General features: G+C 46.2%; 25 protein-coding genes, 1 rRNA gene and 1 other annotated feature. Of the genes, 5 read left to right on the top strand and 21 right to left on the bottom strand.

Annotated features, from left to right (window positions below; all coding sequences use genetic code 11):
• Window positions 1–84: 84 nt before the first annotated feature.
• From ACQQ6X_RS02370 to ACQQ6X_RS02350, 5 genes are all read right to left on the bottom strand, one after another.
• Complete coding sequence (locus ACQQ6X_RS02370) at window positions 85–528, bottom strand: YaaR family protein (RefSeq protein WP_149034914.1); 444 nt, start codon at window positions 526–528, stop codon at window positions 85–87.
• Window positions 529–728: 200 nt separating this feature from the next.
• Window positions 729–1,058 (bottom strand): cyclic-di-AMP receptor, encoded by a 330-nt coding sequence (locus tag ACQQ6X_RS02365; protein ID WP_007427998.1) that lies wholly within the window; start codon window positions 1,056–1,058, stop codon window positions 729–731.
• Between the two features lie 73 nt (window positions 1,059–1,131).
• On the bottom strand, window positions 1,132–1,779 hold the full coding sequence (gene tmk, locus ACQQ6X_RS02360; RefSeq protein WP_305167901.1) for a dTMP kinase: 648 nt from the start codon (window positions 1,777–1,779) through the stop codon (window positions 1,132–1,134).
• Window positions 1,780–1,882: 103 nt separating this feature from the next.
• Window positions 1,883–3,466 (bottom strand): aminotransferase class I/II-fold pyridoxal phosphate-dependent enzyme, encoded by a 1,584-nt coding sequence (locus ACQQ6X_RS02355; RefSeq protein WP_305167900.1) that lies wholly within the window; start codon window positions 3,464–3,466, stop codon window positions 1,883–1,885.
• A gap of 143 nt (window positions 3,467–3,609) precedes the next feature.
• Window positions 3,610–3,795 (bottom strand): sigma factor G inhibitor Gin, encoded by a 186-nt coding sequence (locus ACQQ6X_RS02350; RefSeq protein ID WP_013368656.1) that lies wholly within the window; start codon window positions 3,793–3,795, stop codon window positions 3,610–3,612.
• Window positions 3,796–4,196: 401 nt separating this feature from the next.
• Between ACQQ6X_RS02350 and ACQQ6X_RS02345 the strand changes: the two genes are divergently transcribed.
• Entirely contained in the window at window positions 4,197–4,724 is a 528-nt protein-coding gene (locus tag ACQQ6X_RS02345) for a hypothetical protein (RefSeq protein WP_063208426.1), read from the top strand.
• Between the two features lie 385 nt (window positions 4,725–5,109).
• On the opposite strand, the gene ACQQ6X_RS02340 is transcribed toward ACQQ6X_RS02345, so the two are convergent.
• From ACQQ6X_RS02340 to map, 3 genes are all read right to left on the bottom strand, one after another.
• Entirely contained in the window at window positions 5,110–5,529 is a 420-nt protein-coding gene (locus ACQQ6X_RS02340) for a hypothetical protein (RefSeq protein ID WP_305167899.1), read from the bottom strand.
• 232 nt (window positions 5,530–5,761) lie between these two features.
• Window positions 5,762–5,878 (bottom strand): 5S ribosomal RNA (rrf, locus tag ACQQ6X_RS02335).
• 91 nt (window positions 5,879–5,969) lie between these two features.
• Window positions 5,970–6,053: a sequence feature (23S ribosomal RNA rRNA prediction is too short), on the bottom strand.
• A gap of 990 nt (window positions 6,054–7,043) precedes the next feature.
• Window positions 7,044–7,790 (bottom strand): type I methionyl aminopeptidase, encoded by a 747-nt coding sequence (gene map, locus ACQQ6X_RS02330; protein WP_013369117.1) that lies wholly within the window; start codon window positions 7,788–7,790, stop codon window positions 7,044–7,046.
• A gap of 191 nt (window positions 7,791–7,981) precedes the next feature.
• Here map and ACQQ6X_RS02325 point away from each other — a divergent pair, with 191 nt between their 5' ends.
• Together ACQQ6X_RS02325 and gntK are read left to right on the top strand one after the other, a co-directional pair.
• Entirely contained in the window at window positions 7,982–8,671 is a 690-nt protein-coding gene (locus ACQQ6X_RS02325; protein ID WP_305167896.1) for a GntR family transcriptional regulator, read from the top strand.
• A gap of 258 nt (window positions 8,672–8,929) precedes the next feature.
• Window positions 8,930–10,477: a gluconokinase gene (gene gntK / locus ACQQ6X_RS02320; protein WP_305167895.1), complete on the top strand. Its 1,548-nt coding sequence runs from the start codon at window positions 8,930–8,932 to the stop codon at window positions 10,475–10,477.
• 214 nt (window positions 10,478–10,691) lie between these two features.
• Here the strand turns inward: gntK and ACQQ6X_RS02315 are convergent, their stop codons facing one another.
• The 3 genes from ACQQ6X_RS02315 to ACQQ6X_RS02305 form a co-directional block, all read right to left on the bottom strand.
• Window positions 10,692–10,802 (bottom strand): YjcZ family sporulation protein, encoded by a 111-nt coding sequence (locus ACQQ6X_RS02315; RefSeq protein ID WP_208738441.1) that lies wholly within the window; start codon window positions 10,800–10,802, stop codon window positions 10,692–10,694.
• A 114-nt stretch (window positions 10,803–10,916) separates the two neighbouring features.
• Entirely contained in the window at window positions 10,917–11,498 is a 582-nt protein-coding gene (locus ACQQ6X_RS02310; protein ID WP_305167894.1) for an RNA 2'-phosphotransferase, read from the bottom strand.
• A 312-nt stretch (window positions 11,499–11,810) separates the two neighbouring features.
• Window positions 11,811–12,626, bottom strand: a complete 816-nt coding sequence (locus tag ACQQ6X_RS02305; protein WP_305167893.1) for a MerR family transcriptional regulator — start codon at window positions 12,624–12,626, stop codon at window positions 11,811–11,813.
• Window positions 12,627–13,164: 538 nt separating this feature from the next.
• Between ACQQ6X_RS02305 and ACQQ6X_RS02300 the strand changes: the two genes are divergently transcribed.
• Window positions 13,165–14,121: an L-lactate dehydrogenase gene (locus ACQQ6X_RS02300; protein ID WP_305167892.1), complete on the top strand. Its 957-nt coding sequence runs from the start codon at window positions 13,165–13,167 to the stop codon at window positions 14,119–14,121.
• A gap of 107 nt (window positions 14,122–14,228) precedes the next feature.
• On the opposite strand, the gene ACQQ6X_RS02295 is transcribed toward ACQQ6X_RS02300, so the two are convergent.
• From ACQQ6X_RS02295 to ACQQ6X_RS02275, 5 genes are read right to left on the bottom strand one after another with little or no spacing between them, the layout of a single operon-like run.
• A complete protein-coding gene (locus tag ACQQ6X_RS02295) occupies window positions 14,229–14,957 on the bottom strand; it encodes an ABC transporter permease (protein WP_305167891.1) in 729 nt (242 codons plus the stop codon).
• Window positions 14,957–15,673, bottom strand: a complete 717-nt coding sequence (locus tag ACQQ6X_RS02290; RefSeq protein ID WP_305167890.1) for an ABC transporter permease — start codon at window positions 15,671–15,673, stop codon at window positions 14,957–14,959. Before ACQQ6X_RS02290 ends, ACQQ6X_RS02295 begins: the two co-directional genes overlap by 1 nt.
• Window positions 15,670–16,587, bottom strand: coding sequence for an ABC transporter ATP-binding protein (locus ACQQ6X_RS02285; protein WP_305167889.1), 918 nt, complete (start codon window positions 16,585–16,587; stop codon window positions 15,670–15,672). Before ACQQ6X_RS02285 ends, ACQQ6X_RS02290 begins: the two co-directional genes overlap by 4 nt.
• A 59-nt stretch (window positions 16,588–16,646) precedes the next feature.
• Window positions 16,647–18,077 (bottom strand): HAMP domain-containing sensor histidine kinase, encoded by a 1,431-nt coding sequence (locus ACQQ6X_RS02280; protein ID WP_305167888.1) that lies wholly within the window; start codon window positions 18,075–18,077, stop codon window positions 16,647–16,649.
• Window positions 18,077–18,751, bottom strand: coding sequence for a response regulator transcription factor (locus tag ACQQ6X_RS02275; protein ID WP_149036177.1), 675 nt, complete (start codon window positions 18,749–18,751; stop codon window positions 18,077–18,079). Before ACQQ6X_RS02275 ends, ACQQ6X_RS02280 begins: the two co-directional genes overlap by 1 nt.
• A gap of 148 nt (window positions 18,752–18,899) precedes the next feature.
• Here ACQQ6X_RS02275 and ACQQ6X_RS02270 point away from each other — a divergent pair, with 148 nt between their 5' ends.
• Window positions 18,900–20,702 carry an alpha-glycosidase gene (locus tag ACQQ6X_RS02270; protein WP_305167887.1) on the top strand — a complete coding sequence of 601 codons (1,803 nt, stop codon included), beginning with the start codon at window positions 18,900–18,902 and terminating at the stop codon, window positions 20,700–20,702.
• Between the two features lie 131 nt (window positions 20,703–20,833).
• Here ACQQ6X_RS02270 and ACQQ6X_RS02265 read toward each other — a convergent pair whose 3' ends face one another.
• From ACQQ6X_RS02265 to ACQQ6X_RS02245, 5 genes are all read right to left on the bottom strand, one after another.
• On the bottom strand, window positions 20,834–20,986 hold the full coding sequence (locus tag ACQQ6X_RS02265) for a hypothetical protein (RefSeq protein WP_305167898.1): 153 nt from the start codon (window positions 20,984–20,986) through the stop codon (window positions 20,834–20,836).
• 233 nt (window positions 20,987–21,219) lie between these two features.
• Window positions 21,220–22,062: a PTS mannose transporter subunit IID gene (gene manZ, locus ACQQ6X_RS02260; protein WP_305167886.1), complete on the bottom strand. Its 843-nt coding sequence runs from the start codon at window positions 22,060–22,062 to the stop codon at window positions 21,220–21,222.
• Between the two features lie 11 nt (window positions 22,063–22,073).
• Complete coding sequence (locus ACQQ6X_RS02255; RefSeq protein WP_305167885.1) at window positions 22,074–22,844, bottom strand: PTS mannose/fructose/sorbose transporter subunit IIC; 771 nt, start codon at window positions 22,842–22,844, stop codon at window positions 22,074–22,076.
• A 31-nt stretch (window positions 22,845–22,875) separates the two neighbouring features.
• On the bottom strand, window positions 22,876–23,364 hold the full coding sequence (locus ACQQ6X_RS02250) for a mannose/fructose/sorbose PTS transporter subunit IIB (protein WP_013369100.1): 489 nt from the start codon (window positions 23,362–23,364) through the stop codon (window positions 22,876–22,878).
• A gap of 2 nt (window positions 23,365–23,366) precedes the next feature.
• Window positions 23,367–23,786 (bottom strand): PTS sugar transporter subunit IIA, encoded by a 420-nt coding sequence (locus ACQQ6X_RS02245; RefSeq protein WP_013369099.1) that lies wholly within the window; start codon window positions 23,784–23,786, stop codon window positions 23,367–23,369.
• Between the last annotated feature and the right edge of the window lie 188 nt (window positions 23,787–23,974).

Here is a 23,974-nt window from a genome sequence, read left to right as displayed (position 1 = left end):
AATAATCTGCCAGCATGATCAGCAAGCAGATTATTCCATCGTGGCAACAGCCCGTCTGTATTCATTTATAATCTAAGACTGCCTTTAAAATGAAAGATTAATCAGCAAGCCTCTAATCTCACCGACTCCTTGTAAAAGCTCAATCTTCCCTTGCTCCGTTTCGAGCAGCTCATCTGCCATTTTGAGCAATATGTCATCCACTTCATCAATCAGCTTATAACGCTTACTACGTCCCCGGCGATCCCAGCCCTTTGTGTCCTTCATAGACACACCTCGCCGAACTGTATCTTCCAGAAACCGTTTGACCAGCATCTTATAGGCCTTCAACTCACGAATCGTCATTGAGCGAGCAAGCCGGTCTCCCTGCATTTGGATTTCCTTAAAGCGCCGGTTCAATTCCTCCTTCGAGGCCTGCTCCCCATTTTGCTGCATAACATCGGAGAAACTTTTCGGCTGAATTGGCTTGGCACTCGTTTCATTTGTAGACAATGTGCTACGTAAAGGGCGGTAGCCCGGATTTATTTTCATATAAACCTGCTTTCTCCCCGGACGCCTTCCGTCTTCCTCTTCACGAACAGTTCAATAGAGAACTCAGGAGCTCTTCGGCTTTTCCGGGGGCTGCGCTGTAGCGCTGCCGTATTAGTGGACCTACCCCTCATTCCCATCATATGAGCGAGAAACAGGTGTTTCCCCTATCTTATCGGCAGAATAGGTTCTATTGTGTAGCTTCAGAAATGCTCGAAACGGTCTACAGGCATCACGAAAACGGTCGCTCCACCCACCTGCACTTCAACAGGTAACGGCAGATAGGAGTCCGTCGTCCCACTCATAGGGGTAACGGGTGTGACCAGCTGTTCACGTACCTTGCAACTGCTGCGAATGACATTCATCAACGAGTCTACCTGATTGTCATCGACACCAATCATAAATGTCGTATTGCCTGCACGCAGAAATCCCCCTGTACTGGCTAATTTGGTAGCACGGAAGTTAGCCTTCACCAGTCCGCTGGATAATCTATTACTGTCCTTATCCTGTACAATCGCAATAATCAGCTTCATCCTGTATTCCTCCTTCAAGTCATACTAGGGACACCTTGTCCCTAGCTCAATTTTACCGTATATCCTTCGACATTTATACGGTAAAATTCTGAATAAACCGCTTTTTCAGCAAAGCCCTCAATACTTGCTCTACCTGCTCTGGTGCGGGAGATGCATCCACAACCGTAATTCGTTCTGGGTATTTGCGAGCCAGCTCCAGATAAGCCTCTCTCACCTTATGATGGAATGATATGCTCTCCATATCAAGGCGATCCATTTCCTCTCCCCGTGACGCATTAATCCTTGCCAATCCTAATTCGGGTTCTATATCCAGATAAAACGTGGCATCCGGCTCCCAATCATCTACCGCAAAGCGATTAATCGAAGCTACCTCTTCAATGCCAATCCCTCTTGCAAACCCTTGGTAGACCAGACTACTGTCCACAAAACGATCACATAATACGATAGCTCCTTGTTCAATAGCCGGCTTCACCTTCTCCACCAAATGCTGACGCCGCGCCGCCGCATATAAAAGCGCCTCTGTTCTGGCATCCATACTGGTATGAGCAGGGTCCAGAATGATAGAACGAATCTTTTCAGAAATTTCGATGCCGCCCGGTTCCCTCGTCGTAACGACTGGATGTCCCTCTTCCTCCATAAACTTCGCTAGCCGTTGGATCATGGTTGTCTTACCGGAGCCGTCTCCCCCCTCCAGCGTAATAAAAATACCTTTGCGATTCATGTTACTCCCTGCTTTCCTGACTGAAAAATAAAAGTCACCTACAGGCTGCGTATGCTTCTTTTATCCAGTCTTCTGTATTTGTTCATTCTCTAGCATCTAATCTTTATTGTAAACGGAATACCCGAATTGTAAGCATACTTTCATCTGCTACCCCTTGCCATTTAGCTCCTAGCTCACGTAAACGGGCCATCCGTAGAGCAATCACTTCTGTGATCGTTTCCCCTGCATACAGCAGCGGGATACCTGGAGGATATGGGATAATCATTTCAGCAGCTATCCTGCCAGCCGATTCCTCCACAGGCACGATTTCCATCTGATCCGGATGAATCGGTTGAAGCCCAAACTGCACCGGACTGGAGTAAGCCTTCATTTCATCATTGTTCCACGTGGAAAAATCTAATTCTAGTCTCTGCTGCTCTTTCCCTGTTAACTCCTGCTCACAAGCCGTCTCCCTAAATCTTATATCATTATTTATATGCACAAGAGCCTGCAACAGGTGACTCGCATCCCTAGCTGTAGAGCTTAATGTAAACAATAAAACAACATGCTTTTCGTCACTCATCTCCGGAATACATCCGTAAGTCTCCAGCTCACGCCTTAACCCAAAGCCATCTAGTACACCCCATGTATCATACAGCACCATTTTAAAAGGGTCCTGAGTTGAGTAGCCTCTTCTCCTCTTCACAGCACTTTCCAAGGCCTCTGAGATCCCTTTCCGCGCTTCACACTCTTCATTTGCCTGTTGTGTAGGCTCTACCAAGCGAAAGCGTGGAAGCTGCTCCATCCCCTTTCTAAAGGCGTCTGCAGCCGCTAAGCCCTCAGTAAAAGCATCCGTGCCATAAGCATCGATATACCATCTTGCCAAATCCAGCGAGGCCATTAATGGATACGAAGGACTGGAGCTTTGCACCATAGCCAGCCGCTGACGGAGCAGTTCTCGATGAATTCTCGGCCCTTGAACATGTAACATTGCTCCCATAGTCATAGCAGAAAGCATTTTATGTGTCGATTGGACGACTACATCAGCCCCACAGGAAAGAGCAGAGACTGGCAGACGAGGATGTAGCCCATAATGAGCACCATGTGCTTCATCTATCATTAAAGGAACCTGGGCTGCATGGCAGGCTTTAGCTGTATCCATCAGATCATGCCCCATCCCATAATAGTTGGGCAGCGAGAGTAACACCCCTTTAGCCAATGGATAGGCCTTAAGTGCAGCCTTGATCGTGTCTGTCGATGGAGCAACTGCTAGCCCACTTAGTGTATCTACTTCCGGTTCTAAGAATACGGCCTTGGCCCCTGATAACATGAGACCGTTCAGAACAGATTTGTGTACATTTCTCTGTACCAGTAGTACATCTCCCGGCTCCGTACATACGGTCAAAATCATAGCCAAATTGCCGACCGTACTGCCTCCAATAAGCCAAAAGCTCTCTTCTGCACCAAAGCACTTCGCAGCCAGCTCCTGTCCCTCACGGATCACGTCTTCTGGGTGATGCAAATCATCCAGTCCGGTAATCTCCGTTGCATCAATAGACATCACCTCTTGCAACAGAGCTGCCAATTCCTCATGCCTATAGACTTGTCCATTTTTATGGCCGGGTACATGGAAAGAAACATTTCCCTGAGATCTGTAACGTATTAGAGCTTCCACTAATGGTGCTTGGACCGTCTTTTTCCCCATCATTCTGCAATCCTTCCAAACAAAGCTTTATATCTACCCTATTTTATCGTAAAATCAAGCGGAATCCTACTTTTACTCACAGAAAAAAAGGCCCGTATCGACAGACCTTAGATTGCAACCCTTCAAACACTAGCTAGCGAAGGTTATTATGCATTTTTCTGTACCCAAATTTGCTTTAGTTGATCAATAAAAAAATGATATTTGGCATCAGTTGCATCCGTGTGCACCATTTCGGCTTCACACGTATCACAGATAAACTCGGAAACGATAAAAATGCCTTCATGTTTGTGTTGTCCGCATATGATGCAGCGGTGGTCACCTTGATCATGCATATCCATCCCACCTTGTTTCTTTTACTATTAGTATGGGTCACTTTCTACTATTTTAAACCTTTTCATAGCCCAGTTTGACGATATACCCTATATATATTCTCCTTGGGCTTTTATGGTGTTTGTACCCCGTATGTTTAAAAAAACAGCCGCATATGCCGATATAATAAGAAAAGCTTCTATGTCTGGATACCCTTTCATCGAAGCCTTGTGCCCCCTTCATCCGTGAGAGCTTTTCCTGTACTTATAGAATAGGTTGGCTAACGCTAGATGATGTCGTTTCTACACATTTATAAAAAACAATTGATGCTTATTAAAGCGGCATGAGCGAAAGTACCGTCCCTTTTTCCGGCTGTGGACGGGAAGCACTTGTGATGCAGCAGATTAATGAAAGGACTGTTCGCATGATAGAAGAAACCGGAACCAAAGCTACCTACTATCACTACAAGCTCATCAAGAAAATCAATATACCGCGTCAGCTGATATGGAGTCACCTCACACTGCCTGTTATTATGCTTCTCTTTCTGCTTCTGGCCTTTTCCTGGACGAGTGTATTTTTGTTTGCTCTTGCCTTTTTACTAACCTTATGGGTACACTTCGTAATCTCGCGATCTGTCCTATACATAGGTAAGGGGACAGCCTTTCGCAAACGCTGGACGTTTCATCGCAGGCTGCCATGGCTAGGCTATATGACAGACCAGTACATAGGCTATAGTATTTTTCGTCGTGTACACATACATACACTCTGGATTGGTATTTGCTTGTCAGCCGTGTTCATTCTCTGGTCTCCACCAGCCTTTACCGTATCCTTACTCTTTTGGCACCTTTGGCTCATTGCACCGCGTTTGTACGTCTTGGGTCGGCTTACAGGGGAGAGAAAAGACGGCATGTTGAAGTTCACTGATGAAGAAGCCTCCTACTATCAACAGTAAAAATCAGTTCACTTAGTATCTGTACAGATCGGAACTTCAACTCATATATTCCCCCAACCATCAATTCAGTCTAAAACATAAAAAGGAGCAACCCAAGCCGGTTGCTCCTTTTCTTATATTTTATCCTCTATAATTGCTTTATTCTATTATTAAATAGGGCTTTACTTACAGTTCTACTTCATTATTATGTAGATAATTCGATCGATACACAAATATATAAATCGATATACAAATATATAAAAGGAAGCCACTTTCTACACAACGGCAGTTTCAAGTGCTTCCCCATCTATCATTCATCATTATACACATAGCAAACAATACGCTATGAGTTAACTCTGACCCTACAATACATCTTATGTTGCGTACCTTTTTGAAAACCTTAAGCTTAATTAAGGTCTACACTTTTACTCTTCACAGCGGCTTTTCTGTCTTTTGGAACCAATACGGTAAAAGAACCATCATGCACAGACAAATGCACCATGTGTTTATTTTTCTGGAACACCTTCTGATTGGAAGTAGATAAACTCGGTTCCTCAGTCCAGCCCCAAGCTGCAATCTCCTCCAAATAAGGAACAGGTAGACTATCGCTTTCCTTCAACGCTGGCAATGCATAGCGTACATAGTCCATGTCCGAATTGCTGCTTGCCCGATCGGTTTTACTAGCTTCTTTGGGAACCGGAAACGTCTTCTCGTTAGCAGCGCCCTCAAACGATGTCCAAGAAGGCTCCTCCTCCACGCACCCGGTAAGAATCGCGACAGCGACACTGAATAGCACCAATAGAGCAAGCCATTTATTTCGCCGCATGATCTTCCCTCCTTACCAGCCTGATTGACTATACAAAATCCTATAATGGAGTTTGCATAATTCTGCAATATAGCAGCGTATGTGTATGGGATTCAATACCTATATTATACAGGGTTTGCTCTTGCATTCCGTAACAAAAATGTTACCTTACTTTTGTAAGGATGTTTCTAAATTACACCTAAATACAAAAAAAGAACCATAATCTTAATAAGATCATGGTTCTCTACTCGTTGCTTGGCAACGTCCTACTCTCCCAGGACCCTGCGGTCCAAGTACCATCGGCGCTGGAGGGCTTAACGGTCGTGTTCGGGATGGGTACGTGTGGAACCCCTCCGCTATCGCCACCAAACATGAATTTACAGTGTAAATTCTACCTTCAAGGTGTTACACCCTGAAAACTGGATCCGAAACTTCATTGCGTCTTATCTTAGGATAAGCCCTCGACCGATTAGTATTGGTCAGCTCCATGCATTACTGCACTTCCACCCCCAACCTATCTACCTCGTCGTCTTCAAGGGGTCTTACATACTGGGAAATCTCATCTTGAGGACCCATGCAGGAAAAGGATGTATCGGGTATTAGCTACCGTTTCCGGTAGTTATCCCTGTCTTGTGGGCAGGTTGCCTACGTGTTACTCACCCGTCCGCCGCTAGGTTATTTAGAAGCAAGCTTCTAAGTAACCCCGCTCGACTTGCATGTATTAGGCACGCCGCCAGCGTTCGTCCTGAGCCAGGATCAAACTCTCCATTAAAGACCAACCGAAGTTGGTTTATTGAAAGAGCGATTAGCTCATTTGAAACTGACGAGATAAAATATCTCTTGTTTGATTTTGCGAACAAAATCAGTTTACTCACTCGTTGTTCAGTTTTCAAAGATCAAACTTTTTCTTCGCTGCGTTTTTCAGCAGCTATAAGATCATATCATGTTCGCTTCAAAAATGCAAGGGTTATTTTTTTCTTCTTTTTACGAAGATTATTTGGCCCTATTTATCATCTTGTGAAACGGCTGTTTTGTTGTCAGCTCAATTAATATACCATTTTGTTTTGTTGATTACAACATGAAAATAATCCCAGTTAATAATAAACAATTGACTTAAAAATATCAGTTCTACTATTATGTCCATCAATTTTTGAATTTGTTTTCTTCATTATAACCCACGCGAGTATTTGAACAGATCTATTGCATCTAAAAAATGCTTTTCATGCATAGTGGCTTGATGACATTGCGGACGCCTAGAATGGGCGGTCAATAATGTAGGCGTTGCTTTAGAGTATGCACCATTAACTGAGTCAGAAAATGACCTTGTTTTTGAATACCATGAAAACCTTCATGTGTTTTAGAGTACGAAAAGTGAAATCCAACAATTGTTTAAAAATGGCGGTGGATCAGCACCAAAAAATTCTTAATAGAATGTACGTAGCAAAAAGGGGCTGCCCCACTGGACACCCCCCTTTTCCGTAATATGTCTAACTCATTTTGTTCGCTCATCTGTAAACTACTATTGGATGCTGCTTTTATTGCTGCGTCAAAATAATTGGACCGTCTGCTGTAATTGCCAGCGTATGCTCATATTGTGCCGACAAACCGCCGTCCAACGTACGTGCGGTCCAGCCGTCTGCATCAATTTTACTGCGGTATGTGCCTGTGTTGAGCATCGGCTCAATTGTAATGACCATACCCTCTTTCAAGCGTGGTCCACGGTGCGGAGGTCCGTAATGTGGCACCTGCGGTTGCTCATGCATTTCTTCCCCGATGCCATGCCCAATAAATTCGCGTACGACTGAGAAGCCTTCGGCTTCCGCGTAAGTTTGGATTGCATGGGAAATATCGCCGATCCGATTACCAACAACGGCTTGCTCAATTCCTTTATACAAAGACTCTTTGGTAACGTCCAACAGTTTTTGTGCCTGCTCAGACACATTCCCTACCGCATACGACCAAGCAGAATCCGCCAGCCAGCCATTCAAGTTCACAACCATGTCGATCGTCACGATGTCGCCGTCCTTCAACGGTGTTTTGTTCGGAAAGCCGTGGCAAATTACATCATTAGGTGAACCACAAGTTGCAAACTGGTAGCCATTATATCCCTTTTGCTCCGGTGTTGCCCCATGCTTCTTCATAAATGATTCCGCAAAGGCGTCAATTTCCAGTGTCGTAATACCTGGCTTAATCATTTTGGCAATTTCCCGGTGGCAGGCAGCCAAAATTTCGCCAGCTTTTTTCATATTTTCAATTTGTTCTTTGGTTTTAATGATAATCATTAAACGTTCTCCTTCTTATCCGTGTTCGTTCCACTTTTCACTGTTTCTTTTTCTGCTTCTATTGTAACGCTAAAAGCAGTGAAATGGAACCGATGTCAATTGATACCGTTTACAAGGGCCTAAACGGGATATATAATACTCCATAATTTGTATACAAGTATGCAAAATTATTTGCAGGATAGGAGTATTCTATGAAATATCCAACAACCTGGTTACAAGGCGCATCACTCGGAGAAAGGATTACTTGTATGCTCCGGCTTCAGATTATACGCGGTATGCAGACGCCCGGCACTGTTCTATCTGAAAATCAGATTGCTACTGATTTTGGTACCAGTCGTTCTCCTGTGCGTGAAGCCATGAAAGTACTCTCGGGCGAAGGACTTATCCGCTTGGAGCGTATGGGGGCGGTTGTGATCGGCATGACACCCGCTGATATGGAGGAGCTATTCGACGTACGAATGCTAATCGAGCATTTTGTTGTTCAAAGGTATGTACATAAGGATAACACCATATTGGTAACCACTTTAAATCAGATGATCGACAAAATGGAAGTCGCTCTCAAGCACAGAGATATCGCTGAATTTTCTCTTCAAGATTTTAATTTTCATGAAGCTCTGGTTCTGGGAGCAGGCCATACCCGTATTCTCCATACCTGGAATGGCATGAGACAGTTGATCCTGACGGTTATGCTGGCCGCGACGGAACAACGATTTGCGTCCAACATCGAAGAATCTCAAGTCACGATTCACAAGCACCGCACCTTCGCAAATGCTTTAAAACAAGGGAATGATCAAGAGTTATCCCGACTCATTGAGGAACATTACCGGGACACTCGCAACGCGGTTAACGATAGCGTATTGTCCTCCTATAAAAAGACATGATCCTAGCCGGAACATACCTGACAAAGGCCAAATGTATCGCGTCCTTTATGGGGCCAGTCCCATGCGCACTCCAACTGACGCGGTTCTCTTTTTAGACTAGATTGTCGACAAGTATACATTTATCTATACATATTATTGCCTTCATTTTTTTGAATGTTATGAACCATCCTCTCCCTGGTCGCATTCGGTTTGATTATGCTGCTGAATGTGTTAATTTAACGATAATAGCTAATAAGGTAAGTGAGGAGGAGATTGAACATGACCAACACCCGATATATGATCGGCGTCGATATCGGCACGACCAGTACCAAGGCAGTGCTTTTCGAAGAAAGCGGCAATATTGCTGCGCAGCATCATGTGGAATATCCACTCCATACACCCGAGCCGGATGCAGCAGAACAGGACCCTGAAGATATTTTTAAAGCTGTCGTAACGACAGTGCAAGAGGTCATGACACAAAGCGGAGTACCCGCCGAACATGTACTGTTCGTCTCCTTCAGTTCGGCTATGCACAGCGTTCTGGCGGTGGACAAGAATGGTAAGCCACTGACTGGCTCCATCACTTGGGCAGATAACCGTAGTGCCAAATGGGCTGAAGCGCTCAAGCATAAATACAACGGACACGATATTTATTTACGCACTGGAACACCTATTCATCCTATGTCGCCACTGACGAAATTGATGTGGATTACACGGGATTTACCGGATGTTGCAGCCCAGACGTACAAATTTATTTCTATAAAAGAATATGTCTTTGCCCGTCTATTCCACCAATATGTTGTGGATCATTCGATCGCCTCCGCTACCGGACTCATGAATTTGAAGCAGCTGGATTGGGACGAGGAAGCGCTCACCATTGCAGGGGTGAGGAAGGAGCAACTGTCTGAGTTGGTGCCGACAACTCATGTGCTGAAAGGACTGGATGCGACCTATGCACATGACATGGGCTTATCGGAGACGACCCCTTTTGTGATCGGAGCCAGCGACGGTGTCTTGTCCAACCTCGGTGTGAATGCAATCAAGCCTGGAGTTGTCGCTGTTACCATCGGCACCAGCGGAGCCATCCGGACTGTAATTGATAAGCCTCTCACCGATAATAAAGGACGCTTTTTCTGTTATGCCCTGACCGAAAAGCTGTGGGTTATCGGCGGCCCGGTAAACAATGGCGGTATCGTGTTCCGCTGGATACGGGATGAATTTGCAGCCTCTGAGGTGGAAACTGCCAAACGCCTAGGAATTGATCCGTATCATGTACTGACCCAAATCGCGGAACAGGTGCGTCCTGGCTCGGACGGTCTGCTTTTCCTTCCGTACTTATCCGGCGAACGCGCTCCTCTGTGGGACCCTAATGCGCGCGGCTCCTTTTTCGGCCTGTCCCTCCGTCACAAAAAAGAGCATATGATTCGTGCCGCACTGGAGGGCGTACTGTTCAATCTGTACACAGTCATGCTCGCCATGGAGGAGGTCATCGACAGACCGTCAGTCATTCACGCCACGGGTGGATTTGCACGTTCCGAGCTATGGAGGCAGCTCATGGCGGATATTTTTGATCAAGAAGTCATTATTCCAGAAAGTCTGGAAAGCTCATGCCTGGGTGCAGCTATTCTAGGCTTGTATGCGTTGGGGCGAATTGATTCGCTAGATGCAGTATCTAGTATGATCGGCACCACTCATCAGCATAAACCTGCGCCAGAGCATGTAGATATCTATCGCGATTTACTGCCGATCTATATTCGTATTTCGCGTAAATTTGAAGAAGAGTTCAAGGATATTGCAGAATTTCAGGCCAAGTCCCTACAGTCTTGAGTTACAAGAATAAATATCGTCATTACACCAATTCCTATCCACACCATAGAAAACAGTGACGAAATATAATGTAAACCAAGCAGCGAAGCCACAGGCTCCTTAAACTTATAAAGCGAAGACCCTTCTCATCAAGGGTCTTCGCTTTATTGTTGTGCGCCCTTTGTCATGTAGAGCAACATCAGTGTATTTTACAGGAAATCGGCTATGACCGAAGTTATAGAAACAGGGTCTTGGAGATAATCACCAGCAATATAAATAGTACCAGAATCGCTCCTACAGATGTCCAGGCTCCCATACCGTGACCCCAACCGCCTACTCCACTCATGTGCAGCACTCCTTTCGCTCATTTACAGAATCATTGTATGTAGACCTGGTCTAATGTGTAAGGGGGCATTCCCCCATTTTTGCGGCGAATGCCTGTTTATTTTGGGTACTAGCATTATGTATTAATCTCTCCACTGCTGCTCTCTTCATCATCAATACTGCACAATTCCCAAGGAATCCACTCGGCAAGCCATACCTCATGCCCTGCATAATAAAAGGCGATCCCCTCTTCTCTTGCTTTAATCGCGTTTACCTTGAGCATGACCAATTCACCTCTTCGGCTCCCTGCCAATGCTGCAAAGTTAGTGCTTTCGGATAAATGTACATACTGTCTACCAACAGGATCTAAACCATCTGCCATAATAAATGGCAATGCTTGCTTATTCGTACCATGGTATAGTACATCTGGTGGATTCCCAGGAGTATACTCTATCTTTTGATAGCTATGCCCATATCTAGCTCTGATTCGACCGTTAAGGATTTCAAAACGCTGCTTATCTGAATTGCGCACGATCCGCTCAATATCAATCTGCTTTATACCTGACCAGCCTGGCAAGCTTTGAATGATTTGAATTAAGTGTTCTACAGTACAGGAGCCATCTGTAATGTCTAACTTAAGCCCGGATTCCTCAGGCTTGTGTCGCAGCATTTTGCTCATTATTTTACTTAGCTTCATATCTTCCTTTTGTTTCTTCATCGAATTTCTCCTGCCTTTAATCCATAATTCCCATCATGATCCTGATAATTCTGAACGACCGCTTCTAATTGTTTTTTACTGTGATTTCGAAGAATACGCCGTTGAACCTTGTAGATTTAAAAGATATTTCTACATAAAATTAAAGATTCCTCTTATCTCTTCTTTATACTTTTCCATATTAAATCAGGAATTATTAATCTTCGAAGAAGTCAGATCCTAACACCTCATACCTCAAAGCGAACAAACACAATGCACTAAAAGACCATCAGAACCAAAAAGGTCTGATGGTCTTATTAGACAAAATAATGATCGTTATGCCTCTCTACGGCTACGCGGTGTCAGACCGAGCCAGGACAGCAGCGAACTGCGCGTTTTGCGTTGTCGGCCCTGGTAGGTACGTAAATTGGTGATTAACTGACGATCCCGTTCTTCCTCGACTCTTTCTTTCATCCAACGTTTATGGTCCTCCAGCTGGTTAGATAAGCTAACATTTTTCTCCACCAAACGGCTATGCTCTGCCTCCAGCTCTTCCAAACGGCTCCGCATTTCTAACAAAGCGGTTTGCACCATATCCTGCATCTGCGCCAGCTCTGGTTGCTCTACGGACTCCTGCGTTTGTTCGGATACAGATGTTTGCGTCAATCTATATTCAATGGTTGGTGTCAAAGCCTGAAACTGCTCCTGCGGTTCCATGGGTTCCTCCGGCAATTCCTGAATACTCATTTCATCTTCTAACTCTGTCAGTTCAACCGTAGCAGCAGCTTCCTTCTGAATGGTCGTTTCTTCTCTGCTCTCAGCCGCCGCCATTATTTCTTGCCAGGTTGCGGTCAGTGACTCAGCATCCGAGACGGGTGGCAAGCGGAATTCTTCATCCTCCTGTTGGAAGGGAGCGGTTATTCTCTCAAGTACCACCTGAACGGATTGCTCCATCGTCATATGCTGCTCACGCAGCGCCCTCCGCATCACCTTCAAGCACTCAACATCCTCAGCGCTGAACATTCTAGACTGATTAGCGGAACGCTGAAACACATACCCCTGTTCCTCCAGCGCCGCTGCATATTTACGAAGGGTGCTCGCCCCGATTCCCAGTTGCTTTGCTGCTTCCGTCGTCGACTTGCTTTCTTCCATTTAATCATTACCTCCCCGGATGGTATGGAAAGAAATAAGCTTGTATATGTAGGATTCGCGGAAACCATTGGAAATCCTTTGGCAAAAATGTTCTAATATTGCAGACTACTAAGAACCTTTGTCACAAACGAATAATTTAAAAAAATACAAGAAGCGACATTGCTGAGAATGACTCTGTACTATATACACACAAGGCTCTTTAAGAACGTCACATAAATGTCATACTTCTAATGCTGTCATGGCAACATTTCTTCCATGGATATAGTGCATGTTATAATTCATACAAAAATAATTTATAAATAAATGGATACATTACATCCTGTCTTCCAAATAAAAGTATTGATATTTCATGCTTATTCTTTTAATTAACCCTAAATTACTCCCCCTCTATTCTTCGTTCGTTTTTAATTTATCAAAATGAAGACAAAAAAATGGATATTTCCAAAAGATCAGCAATATGTTATGTTATGTAACGTAAAATGGATTTCCGGCATAATTTGTAGCATATTAACGTTCGCTGGAACGAGGAGGAACATAAATGAAGGGTAAGGCAAGGAAAGTAGCGATTGTCGGCGCGGGAATGGTCGGTTCGAGCTGTGCCTACTCAATGGTCAATCAGTCCATTTGTGATGAAATCATGATGATTGACCGCACATATGATCGAGCTTTGGCCCACGCACTGGATCTGTCTCATTGTATGGATTTTACGTCTACACGCACCAAGGTCCGTGCAGGCACATATGCAGACTGTACGGATATGGATGTTGTGATTATAACAGCTGGATCCAACCCTAAACCGGGTCAAGACCGCCTATCTGTATTGGACGACGCCGTGCGTATCACCAGAGAGATTGTGACAGCTATTATGGAGGGCGGTTTCGACGGTATTTTCGTTATCGCCGCTAATCCTGTCGACATTGTCACTTATCTGGTGCAGAGTATTTCCGGTCTGCCACGCAATAAGGTAATCGGCACGGGCACCTCTATTGACTCATCCCGACTTAAGACGCTGCTTTCTGAGGTGTTTTCCATTGATCCACGCAGTGTACAGGGGTATGCCTTGGGCGAGCACGGCGAATCCCAATTCGTGGCCTGGTCACACGTCACGATTGGCGGCAAGCCGCTCTTGCACATTTTGCGTCAACATAAAGAACGATTCAGGCACGTTGATCTGGATGACATTGCCCGAAAAACAAGGGATGCCGGTTGGGAGATTTTCACCCGCAAAGGCGCCACTTATTTCGGTATTGCCAATGCGCTAGCGTACATTACCCGTTCCATCTTGAATGACGATGGTAAAATTATAGCGATTTCTGCGGTATTGGATGGCGAGTACGGACACACGGATGTCTGTACAGGCGTTCCTGCAATCATCGGCAGTAGAGGAATTCAGGAGATTATCGAGCTTGAGCTAAATCCAGAAGAACAAGCCAAGTTCGACGCCTCTTGCCGCCTGATCAGCGAAAATATTCGTGCCATTTCAGACTTAGTGTAATCCAATAGAGCAAGTACCTTAATTCAGCACACGAACCTGTAGTACAGCAAAAAAGCTCTTTACCCTCATTTAGGGTAAAGAGCTTTTTTGCAGTTCCTACATTCGTTTTATATCTCTTTATAACGAAATAACGTCAGGCCGGCCAACGAAAACACGACAAAGCTACCCAGTACCACCGTCAAGAGTGTATCCGTTGGCACCATGAACGCCCCGAAGTTGTCTCCCCCACTCGGCATCATCGCCAATAGAGGCTGGGTCCATGGATAGTACGGACCATAGGTCTGAGAGTTGGCAACCAGCATATTGGGCACGGTGAAGACGAAATTCAAAGCAAGCGGTGCAGCAAAGCTGGACCACAAAAAGGACACCAACAGTTGCAAGGCAGCCAGCGGCAAACATGCAACCCAGCCTGCAAGCAGGCTTTGGGCGATTACGGCCCAAGGAATCGGCCCGTTCATCCCCTGTGCAGCTCCAACACCCAGCAGCGCTACTCCGAACAGGAGTTGGGTCAAACCGACCATAGCCATAATGATGGTCAGCTTGGCTACGTACAGACCTGTGCGGGATAACGGCAACGACAACAGCTGCTTCCAGCCGCCGCCCCCATGCTCGAAACGACAGACTAGAGACCCAAACACGGCTGTCAGCATCGGCAGAAACAGCATTGCATGTATTGTAAGCATGGCCGCCAACAGCAACAGCCAGTTTCCTCCCGGATTGGCCAGCAAACCAATCAGTACGGCAATCGCTGGACTGACGAGCGCAAGCAGCCAGACGGGCGATTTTGCTATTTTCATGCGTTCGACAGAAAGTAGCCGTACGTATCCTCCGAACATTACGCCACATCCTTTCGGCTAAAATGAGCTGCGGTCAGCAGGCTGAGAATTATACCTGTTGCGCATCCGATAGACGCGAATATCCACGCTTGTGGCGCAACCCATGCGAATTGCGGCCAAGCCAGCGGAAACCATTCGGACAGTTGGGAAGCAAACAAGCTGCCGATACCTAACGTAATGCCCAGTGTTACAGGCAGCGCTTGATTATGGAACGTGACTGTTAGCCACAACAACAATACGAGTATAGGCAGCGTACCACCCAAAGGCCAAAATCCGAGCCGCAGTAGCTCCCCAATCGGTGTGGGCTCTCCCCCAAAGCCAAGAAGCATCCCCAATGTCCAAATCCCTACCGTCAAGAGTAGACAGGACACGCACAGCATTCCAATGGCCAGTGTTAGCTTTGCCATATAAACACTAAATTTGGAAATAGGCAAAGCCAGCAGCTGCTTCCATGAGTTTGATGTATGCTCCACATTCGCCAACATGGAAGCAACCATCGTGGCTCCTAGCACCAGCGCAAGGGGAACAAACAGCGCGATGTTATCCATCAAGCTTTCCCATAAGCGGCCCTTGTATCGCGGAATCAGATAGTCATAGCGGAGCCCAAAGTTCAGTCCCTGCATGGCCACCAGTCCAAGAGGACCGAGGAATACCAGGAACCAGATTCCCTTTCTGCGTGCTTTGAGCAGATCCGCTGTCAACGCTCGCAGCATCATAGGGAGCCCCCTCCTTTGCCCACCACCTGCATGAACATATCCTCCAGCGATTTGCGGCGTTCCTCCACACGATATACAGCATGTGTGTTTTCGACCAATCTTCTGACCAGCAGCGCAACAGCGGCATCATTCATGTTGTCAAAATTCAGTGCTGACCCGTCCTTCACTGAATGGTAGCCCTGTTCACGTGCAATCAATTGGGCTGCTTCCGGCTCCGATACTACAATCCGAATTCCCCCGGCGGACTCCTGGCGGAGATTGTGAATCGTATTTTGGAAGACCAGTTGTCCTTCACGAATAATGCCGACGGTATTTGCCATATGCTCTACCTCACTCAGCAGATGACTGGATACCAGCACAGTGATTCCCCGCTGTTTAGGCATCGCCTGGATCAATTCGCGCATTTCCTGAATGCCCTCGGGGTCCAAACCATTCGTTGGCTCGTCCAAAATAAGCAATTCGGGATTGCCGAGCAGGGCTGCTGCAATACCAAGTCTCTGCTTCATTCCCAGCGAGTAGCCTTTTACCGGGCGTTTGGCGTGCTTGGTCAGCCGAACGACCTCCAATACTTCTGTAATGTTATCTTTAGGCACATTCAAAATACGACGAATAGCCTCCAGATTTTCGACGGCGTTTAAATGACCATAATATGAAGGATACTCTACCAACGAACCAACTTTACGCAAAATATCGAGTCTATGTCTGCAAATATCCTTGCCGAATATACGAATCGTTCCCCGAGTTGGGCGAATAAGCCCGAGCAGCATGCGGATCGTTGTCGTTTTCCCTGCTCCATTGGGTCCAAGAAATCCGTAAATATCCCCCCGCGCTATTTTCAGGTCCAGCTGATTAACCGCAGCGCGGCCTTTGTATATTTTGCTGAGACTGTTCGTTTCAATAATTAATTCGTTCAAGTTTCTCACCTCGACACCTATCGTAACGTGCCAAGTTTAAAGCCAAGGGAACTTTGAGTTTAAGTTTTGTTTAAAAAACGGATTCGTGTCCCGACTGATGAACTGAAAATCTCCCTCTCCAAATTCATTTCGCGGGCCAATAGTTCTGTAATTGCCAAGCCAATTCCAGCTCCTTTTTCACTGGATTGCTGTTCCATTCCGGGGCCTTTATCCGCAATGACCAATGCCTCTCTCCCGTTATCCTTCTGAACTTGAATACCAATATATCGGCCTGAGGCAGCATGACGAACTACATTTTGAAAGAGATTGTCCAGCAGACGGCGGAAGCCTTGCTCATCGACATTCCACACCAGACTTTGCTCAGGCAAATCGATATCCACTTCAAAGCCTTCTTTTTCCCACACCGGGTACCAACTGGCCGCACACTCACGCACCAGCCGCAATATATCACGCGGTTCGTTATTCATGGTGTATTTGCCACTGGATAGTAGATTATAGGTCAGCAAGTTGTCGATCAGACTCCCAAGGTCGTTTAGCTTATTTTCCATCAATGTAACCGACTGCTTCCCTCTACTGCTCAGATTCTCCGCATCCAAGGTATACAGATGGCTACGCACAACTGTAAGTGGCGTTCGAATATCGTGTGATAGATCGGCGACCAGTCTTTTCCGCAGCTCCTCCTCCTGACGCTCACGTCCTCGACTTTCTGCCAACTGCTCAACCATCCGATTAAACGCCTCCTCCAGTTTGCCGATTTCATCCGGTCGTCCTGTGGCAACAAGGATGGGCATTCCATCCTCTCCTCGCTGCGACATGGCGGCCTGAAGCTGCAACAGCCTCCGTCGTATGCCTCCAAAAAACAGAAGCGATACGAATATAAAAGCTCCCAAAACCAATAGAATAAAAAGGAGATAGTACATCAACATGCCATTGTCACTAGTCGGATGTTCAAAGAACGAACGGGGCACTTTTAATACCATATAGCCCTGGTTCATATCTTCCTTGCCCCCACCAATAAAGGCCACAACTGTAAACGGCCCCTCAGAGCTGGCTTGCTTCATAAAAGCTATAGCCTGCGCCGCGCTCCATTGTTTTGGAATGTTAGGTTGGGTTGGCAGATCTAATCTGGTTAATCCTGCGGTATCGACCCAAAATATTTGTGAATCCGGGAACATATCCTGCTGTATTTTGCATAGACGGGCTGAAACTTGCTCTGGACTAGCTCCCTTCAAGGCGATAGCTTCTCGATGCCAGCTATGTTCAGTTTGGGTCGTAGAGGGATAGTAAGGATTCTTAGGCTTGACATCTGTCTGCAAGTTCAACAGTATGCTATATATCAAGGTTGTAACAGGCAATACAATGGGCAACAGCATCATAGCAAACACAATAATGACCAGATAGCGGAACAACAGTGAATTACGAAACCGCCCCTTCTGACCTGAACGGGAGTTGCGATGCAATCCTACCCACCTCTTACGCATACCGCTCATTATGCTTTCACCCGATAACCTACACCGCGGATCGTCTCAATGATACGAGGTGCCGCCGGATCAATCTCCAACTTTTCCCGCAAGTGCCGGATGTGGACCATTAAGGTTTTGTCTCCATCGATATATGGATCTCCCCACACCGCCTCATACATTTGTTCCTTTGTCATAATCTGGCCCAAATGCCGTAGCAAATAAGCAAAAATATGATATTGCTTGCCTGTTAGCGTAATTTCCTCCCCGGTATCACGATTTACAATACGGTTATCTGGAGGAAACACAGACAGATGCCCTAGTTGTAGAGATTCTTCGGACACGCTTCCTGATCGCCGCAGCAAAATCTCCATACGTGCTATGAGTTCGTCAGGGTGAAAGGGCTTTGTCACATAATCGTCTGCGAAATCCAGTCCTTGCAGCTTGTCGTCAATGGATGTACGGGCAGACAACATAAGAATGGGAAGCTCCGGGTACTCTTTCTTGAGCCTCTTCCCAATAGTAAACCCATCCAGACCGGGTAACATCACATCCAGAATCACGAGTTGGCACGTATGAGCTGCTTCCACAGCCCCCTCCCCGCTGCGAAGCCAGGTTACAGCGTAATTCCGCTCTTCCAAATACTGATGTGTCCAAGCACCAATATCTTGGTCATCCTCGATGTAGAGCACATTTGTTTTCATAATAGACACCTACTTATCGTTTTTCTTTTATGTAATGGGCATTATAGCATTTATGGTACATAACCCACTTAAAAAGGTTAATAACTACCTTATACGACATACGCTTCACATTTTCAATTTGATGCACATAAAAAAGGAGGCCTATCTGATGCTGCTGGAAGCGATTTACCACCACCCGAAACGTAATTGGGCTTTTGGTTATGATGATGAGACGATATTTTTACGGCTTCGTACAAAGAAAAATGATGTGACCGCTGTTTACGCCCTAGCCGTAGATAAGTACGACTGGGACCGCACTCGACAGCTCATTCCGATGTCCAAATTCGCTACCGATGACAGATTTGATTACTATGAATGCGTCGTAAAACCAACTCATCGCCGCCTGAAATATGGATTTTTGCTGGAAGATGGCGAGGAGCGAATTTGGATGAACGAGGATGACTTTACCACTCAAGAACCTCAAAATGCAGATAAACTGTTCCAATATCCATTTTTGAATCCGATTGATATCTTAATGCCTCCCGCATGGGTCAAAGATGCTGTATTTTATCAGATTTTCCCGGAACGGTTTGCCAACGGCAACCCCTCTATTAGCCCGAAAGGTGCTGAGGCTTGGGGTGGCACACCGCAAAAAGACAATTTTTTCGGTGGCGATTTACAAGGGATTCTGGACCATCTGGATCATCTGAGCGAGTTGGGAATCAACGCTATTTATATGACTCCTGTCTTCAAGGCGACAACCAATCATAAATATGATACCGAGGATTATATGGAGGTAGATTCACACTTTGGGGACAAGGAAACATTAAAAAAACTGGTGGAGACCTGCCATGACCGAGGGATCCGGGTGCTGCTGGATGCAGTGTTCAACCATTCGGGGCGTACTTTTAAGCCATTCGTTGACGTACTGGAAAAAGGTGAGGCCTCACCTTATAGGGACTGGTTCCATGTACATAGCTTTCCACTGGAAGTGAACGATGGGACACCGACCTATGATACATTCGGGCTGGAACCGATGATGCCCAAGCTGAACACAGAACATCCTGAGGTAAAAAAGTACCTGCTGAATGTGGCAAAGCATTGGATCGAAGAGATCGGCATCGACGGTTGGCGACTGGATGTGGCTGACGAAGTGGATCACGCCTTTTGGCGAGAATTCCGCACGACGGTCAAGCAAGCTAATCCGGAGGCGTACATTTTGGGCGAAATGTGGAACGAATCTTCAGAATGGCTTCAGGGTGACCAGTTTGACGCGACGATGAATTATCCGTTCACCTATGCGGTGAATGATTTTTTCGTCAAAAAAGTGACCGATGCCCAGAGCTTCGCCTTTGCCATTGGGCGACAGCTTGCCCGCTATCCGCTGCAGGCATCTGAGGTTGCCTTCAATCTGCTGGATAGCCATGATACACCGCGCTTGCTGACACTGTGCGGGGGCGACAAGCGACTGATGCGGCTGGCTGCATTGTTCCAGTTCACATATATGGGCGCTCCCTGCATTTTTTACGGCGATGAGATCGGCCTGGATGGAGATGCCGATCCAGGCTGCCGCCAGTGCATGGAGTGGGACACCGATAAGCAGGACCACGAGCTGTTCGACTTTTATCGTGAGCTGATCACTCTTCGCAAGGCGCACCCTGTCCTTCGTGATCAAGGAAGCATCACTTTCCTGGAGGCACAGCCGGATGGCGCTTCACTCGCCTACGAGCGCCGCAGCGACGAAGAAGTGCTGCTTGTGCTATTCAACCGTTCCGATGAGGATCACACTTTTGAATTGTCTATTCCAGAGCAGGAATGGGAGGTAGCCTTTGGCGAAAGCCAGTGGTCCGTAGAAACCAGAGGGCTGCATGTCGAGCTTCCGCCTTACGGATATGCTGTGCTGAAGGCTACGCCTGCACGGTCAGTCAACCCTGCAAAGAAAGGCAACAACAAGACGAAAAGTAAGGCATAGGCTATGTAGACGTGGATACTAGTGAAAGTACCTGCCGACTGTGGAAAAAAACAAGATCGCCGGGAACAAGTTATCTAACTTATTCCCGGCGATCTTTTTACGTTGAGGACATAGCCCTTTGTACAAGCTGACTATTTATTTTGGACATCTGTTCTTACTACTCCCACGTCCGAAGCATTGATCGAAATGGGGTTGCCGCCTTGCCCTGTTTGAGCTGAAGAAGATTGTCTAACGTCCACCCTAATTCTTTTGCCCTTAAAGCCAGTTCGTCTCCTCTTTCCCAATGCCATGGCCTCCTTAAGTCTTCGTGGCTTCATAAACCTCTCAATATGACCTAACTGTGGAGAGATATGCTATATGCATATGCCGCTGAAGAAAACAGGTCTCGGCGAATATCAGATCATAGAGGAAAGAGGCTGTTAGTACCCGAGCTCCGTAAAATTTAAAGCGTTTACAAGTTAAGCGGCAGGCTACCGGTCAGAGACGGCTGCTTGACCGGATCACTTTACAAATTGGCTTAAGCCAATACACCAAGAGCGTATCCAATAATTCCTATTGCGAATAAAGCAAAGATCAGAGCTATAGCATTCACTTTCTTTTTGAGCAGTCTCATGCACAAAAAAGTCAACAAGAGAGGTAACAGACCAGGCATCAATTGATCCAGAATCATCTGGATCGTCGTAACCACCTCTACTCCATCCGAACGGGTGTATCTTGATACTTCCAGTGGCACATTCAGAGTAGTCCATTTGGATACGAGCGCGCCCATGACAAAAAGTCCCAGGATGGAGGCCGATTCCGTAAGCTTTTGTAGCCGGTTTCCGGACATGTCGGACACAATCTCCGTCCCTTTTTGATAGCCGTATTTAAGTCCGTACCACTTGGTGGCCAGGCGAATAACATTAAAAAGCAAGAAAAATAGGACAGGCCCGATGACGCTTCCGGACAACGCAATGGAAGCTCCTAATGCAGCCAGAACGGGGCGTAACGTTCCCCAGAAAATAGGGTCCCCTACTCCAGCCAAAGGTCCCATTAAGCCAACTTTCACGCCACTTATGGTAGCATTATCAATCGGCTGGCCATTGGCTTTCTGCTCCTCCATAGCGGCCGTTACCCCCATAATCGGTGCAGAGATAAACGGTTGAGTATTAAAAAACTCCAAATGCCGCTTTAGTGCTTCTTTTTGGTCTTCTTTCTTGCTGTATAGCCGCTTGATTGCCGGAATCAAGGTGACACAAAAACCAATCGACTGCATACGCTCAAAGTTAAACGAGCCCAGCAGGAACCATGAACGGAAAAACATTTTGTTTAAATCGCTTTTGGTCAACTTTTTTTCTTCCATAGTACCCCACTCTTTCATTAAGAATTTCTTTAGAGCTCTTCAATTTCACCCACTTGATCTTTGCGCTGGCTATATTTAGGATTGAGCTGGATATACAGCAGAGCCAGAACCGCTCCCATGATTCCAAAGCCAACCAGATTGATGCTTGTAAATGCCGCGATGACAAAGCCCAAGAAAAAGAAAGGCATCAGATATTTGGCTGCCATCATGTTAATAACCATGGCATACCCTACAACGACGATGAATCCCCCAGCAATTTGCAGCCCTTTTGTAATGACCTCCGGGATCGCGTCCAGCAAAGTCGTAACTAGACCGGTTTCTGCTGCAATAGCCACCAATACGGCAGGCAAAGCGACACGTAATCCCTGAAGAAGAAGGGCTATGAAGTGACATAATTCAATTCCTTTGAAATTTGAAGATTCGGCATATTTATCTGCCAGGTGCTGAAAGAACACGGTAATCGTTCTAACAAAAATGGTTAACACTTGTCCGCCAGCCGCAATCGGAATCGCAACGGCAATTCCGGCACCGATCGATTGGTGCCCGACAATAACCAATATGGTTGAGACTACACTGGCCAAAGCCGCATCCGGAGCCATGGACGCCCCCACATTCATCCAGCCCAAAGCCATCAATTCCAGCGTACCGCCTAGAATGATTCCGGTTTTGAGATCTCCCAGGACCAGACCGATCAGTGTACACGCAACTATAGGACGATGAGTCTGTCCTTCATCCAAAACACTGCCCATTCCGCAAATGGCTGCAACCAGCGTGACCATTACGATTTCAAAAACACTCATGTTTGACCCCCTCTCTTATACGTACGTGTTGTTAAAACTGGACATTTTGGAGCTTGTTAATCAAATTAATTTTAGGATCACTGGCCACTTTTCTAATTTCCAGTTCTATCCCCTTTTCGTGCAATTTATAAAATGCCTCTACATCCTGCTTGTCTACGGACACTGCTCCGGTAATTTGTGTTTTGCCTTCTTTGAAGCACATTCCACCTACATTTACCGATGTAAACGGTACCCCGCCTTCTACAACCCGCAGTACATCCGTGGGATTGGTAAACAGGAACAAGGTCTTGAAATCGTTATATTTAGGATTGTTGTAAGCTTCAATCGCTTTCGCAATCGTGACAACATAAGCTTTAATCCCTGGCGGCGCCACCTGTAACAGTAAGGTTTTGCGCAGCGTATCCGCAGCGACCTCATTGCTGACAGCGATAATTTTGTTACACTTCGTTTCCTTCACCCACACCGTAGCTACCTGACCATGAATCAGACGGTCATCAATACGAACAAATGATATTTCCATACCTATAATTCCTCCTCTGTTTGTATGTCCCGGATGACACGAAAAGACTTCATTGAATCCTGACCCGCACGGATGGCCAGATCACTCAGATTCTCCACGTTCTCCAGCCCTCTATTGGTCAGCAGGTCTACGATCATTGGCAGGTTTACCCCTGTTACAATGTCCATTTTTTCATACCTGGCCACAATCCTACTGGCCGCATTATAGGGACTGCCACCAAACAAATCGACGAGAAAAATCAATCCGTCCGTCCAATCAATTGTTTCCAGGGCCGCTTTGTACTTCTCAACAAGTCCGTTAACACTTTCACCTGGTTCAAACGTTACACCCACCACATTTTCCAGATGGCCGAAAATCATTTCCGTGGATCTTAGGATCTCTTCAGAAAATTTTCCATGAGTGCCAACAATAACACCTATCATTTGTTTCACCCCCTCCTTGCATCCTTCGCCTATACTTATATGCAAGTCTCATGCCAAGATTCTGTATGATGCGATTAACTATCAAAAAAAAAGACCAAACCCTCGGCTGATCCGGGAATTTGGTCTTTTCTCACCACCTGCTTATTATCCTTATCCGCATGATTAATACACATCCAGCATCGTTTTAT

It is taken from the genome of Paenibacillus ottowii, from assembly GCF_050516475.1.
Classification (GTDB): domain Bacteria; phylum Bacillota; class Bacilli; order Paenibacillales; family Paenibacillaceae; genus Paenibacillus; species Paenibacillus ottowii.
This window is presented reverse-complemented; position numbering and strand designations above follow the sequence as displayed.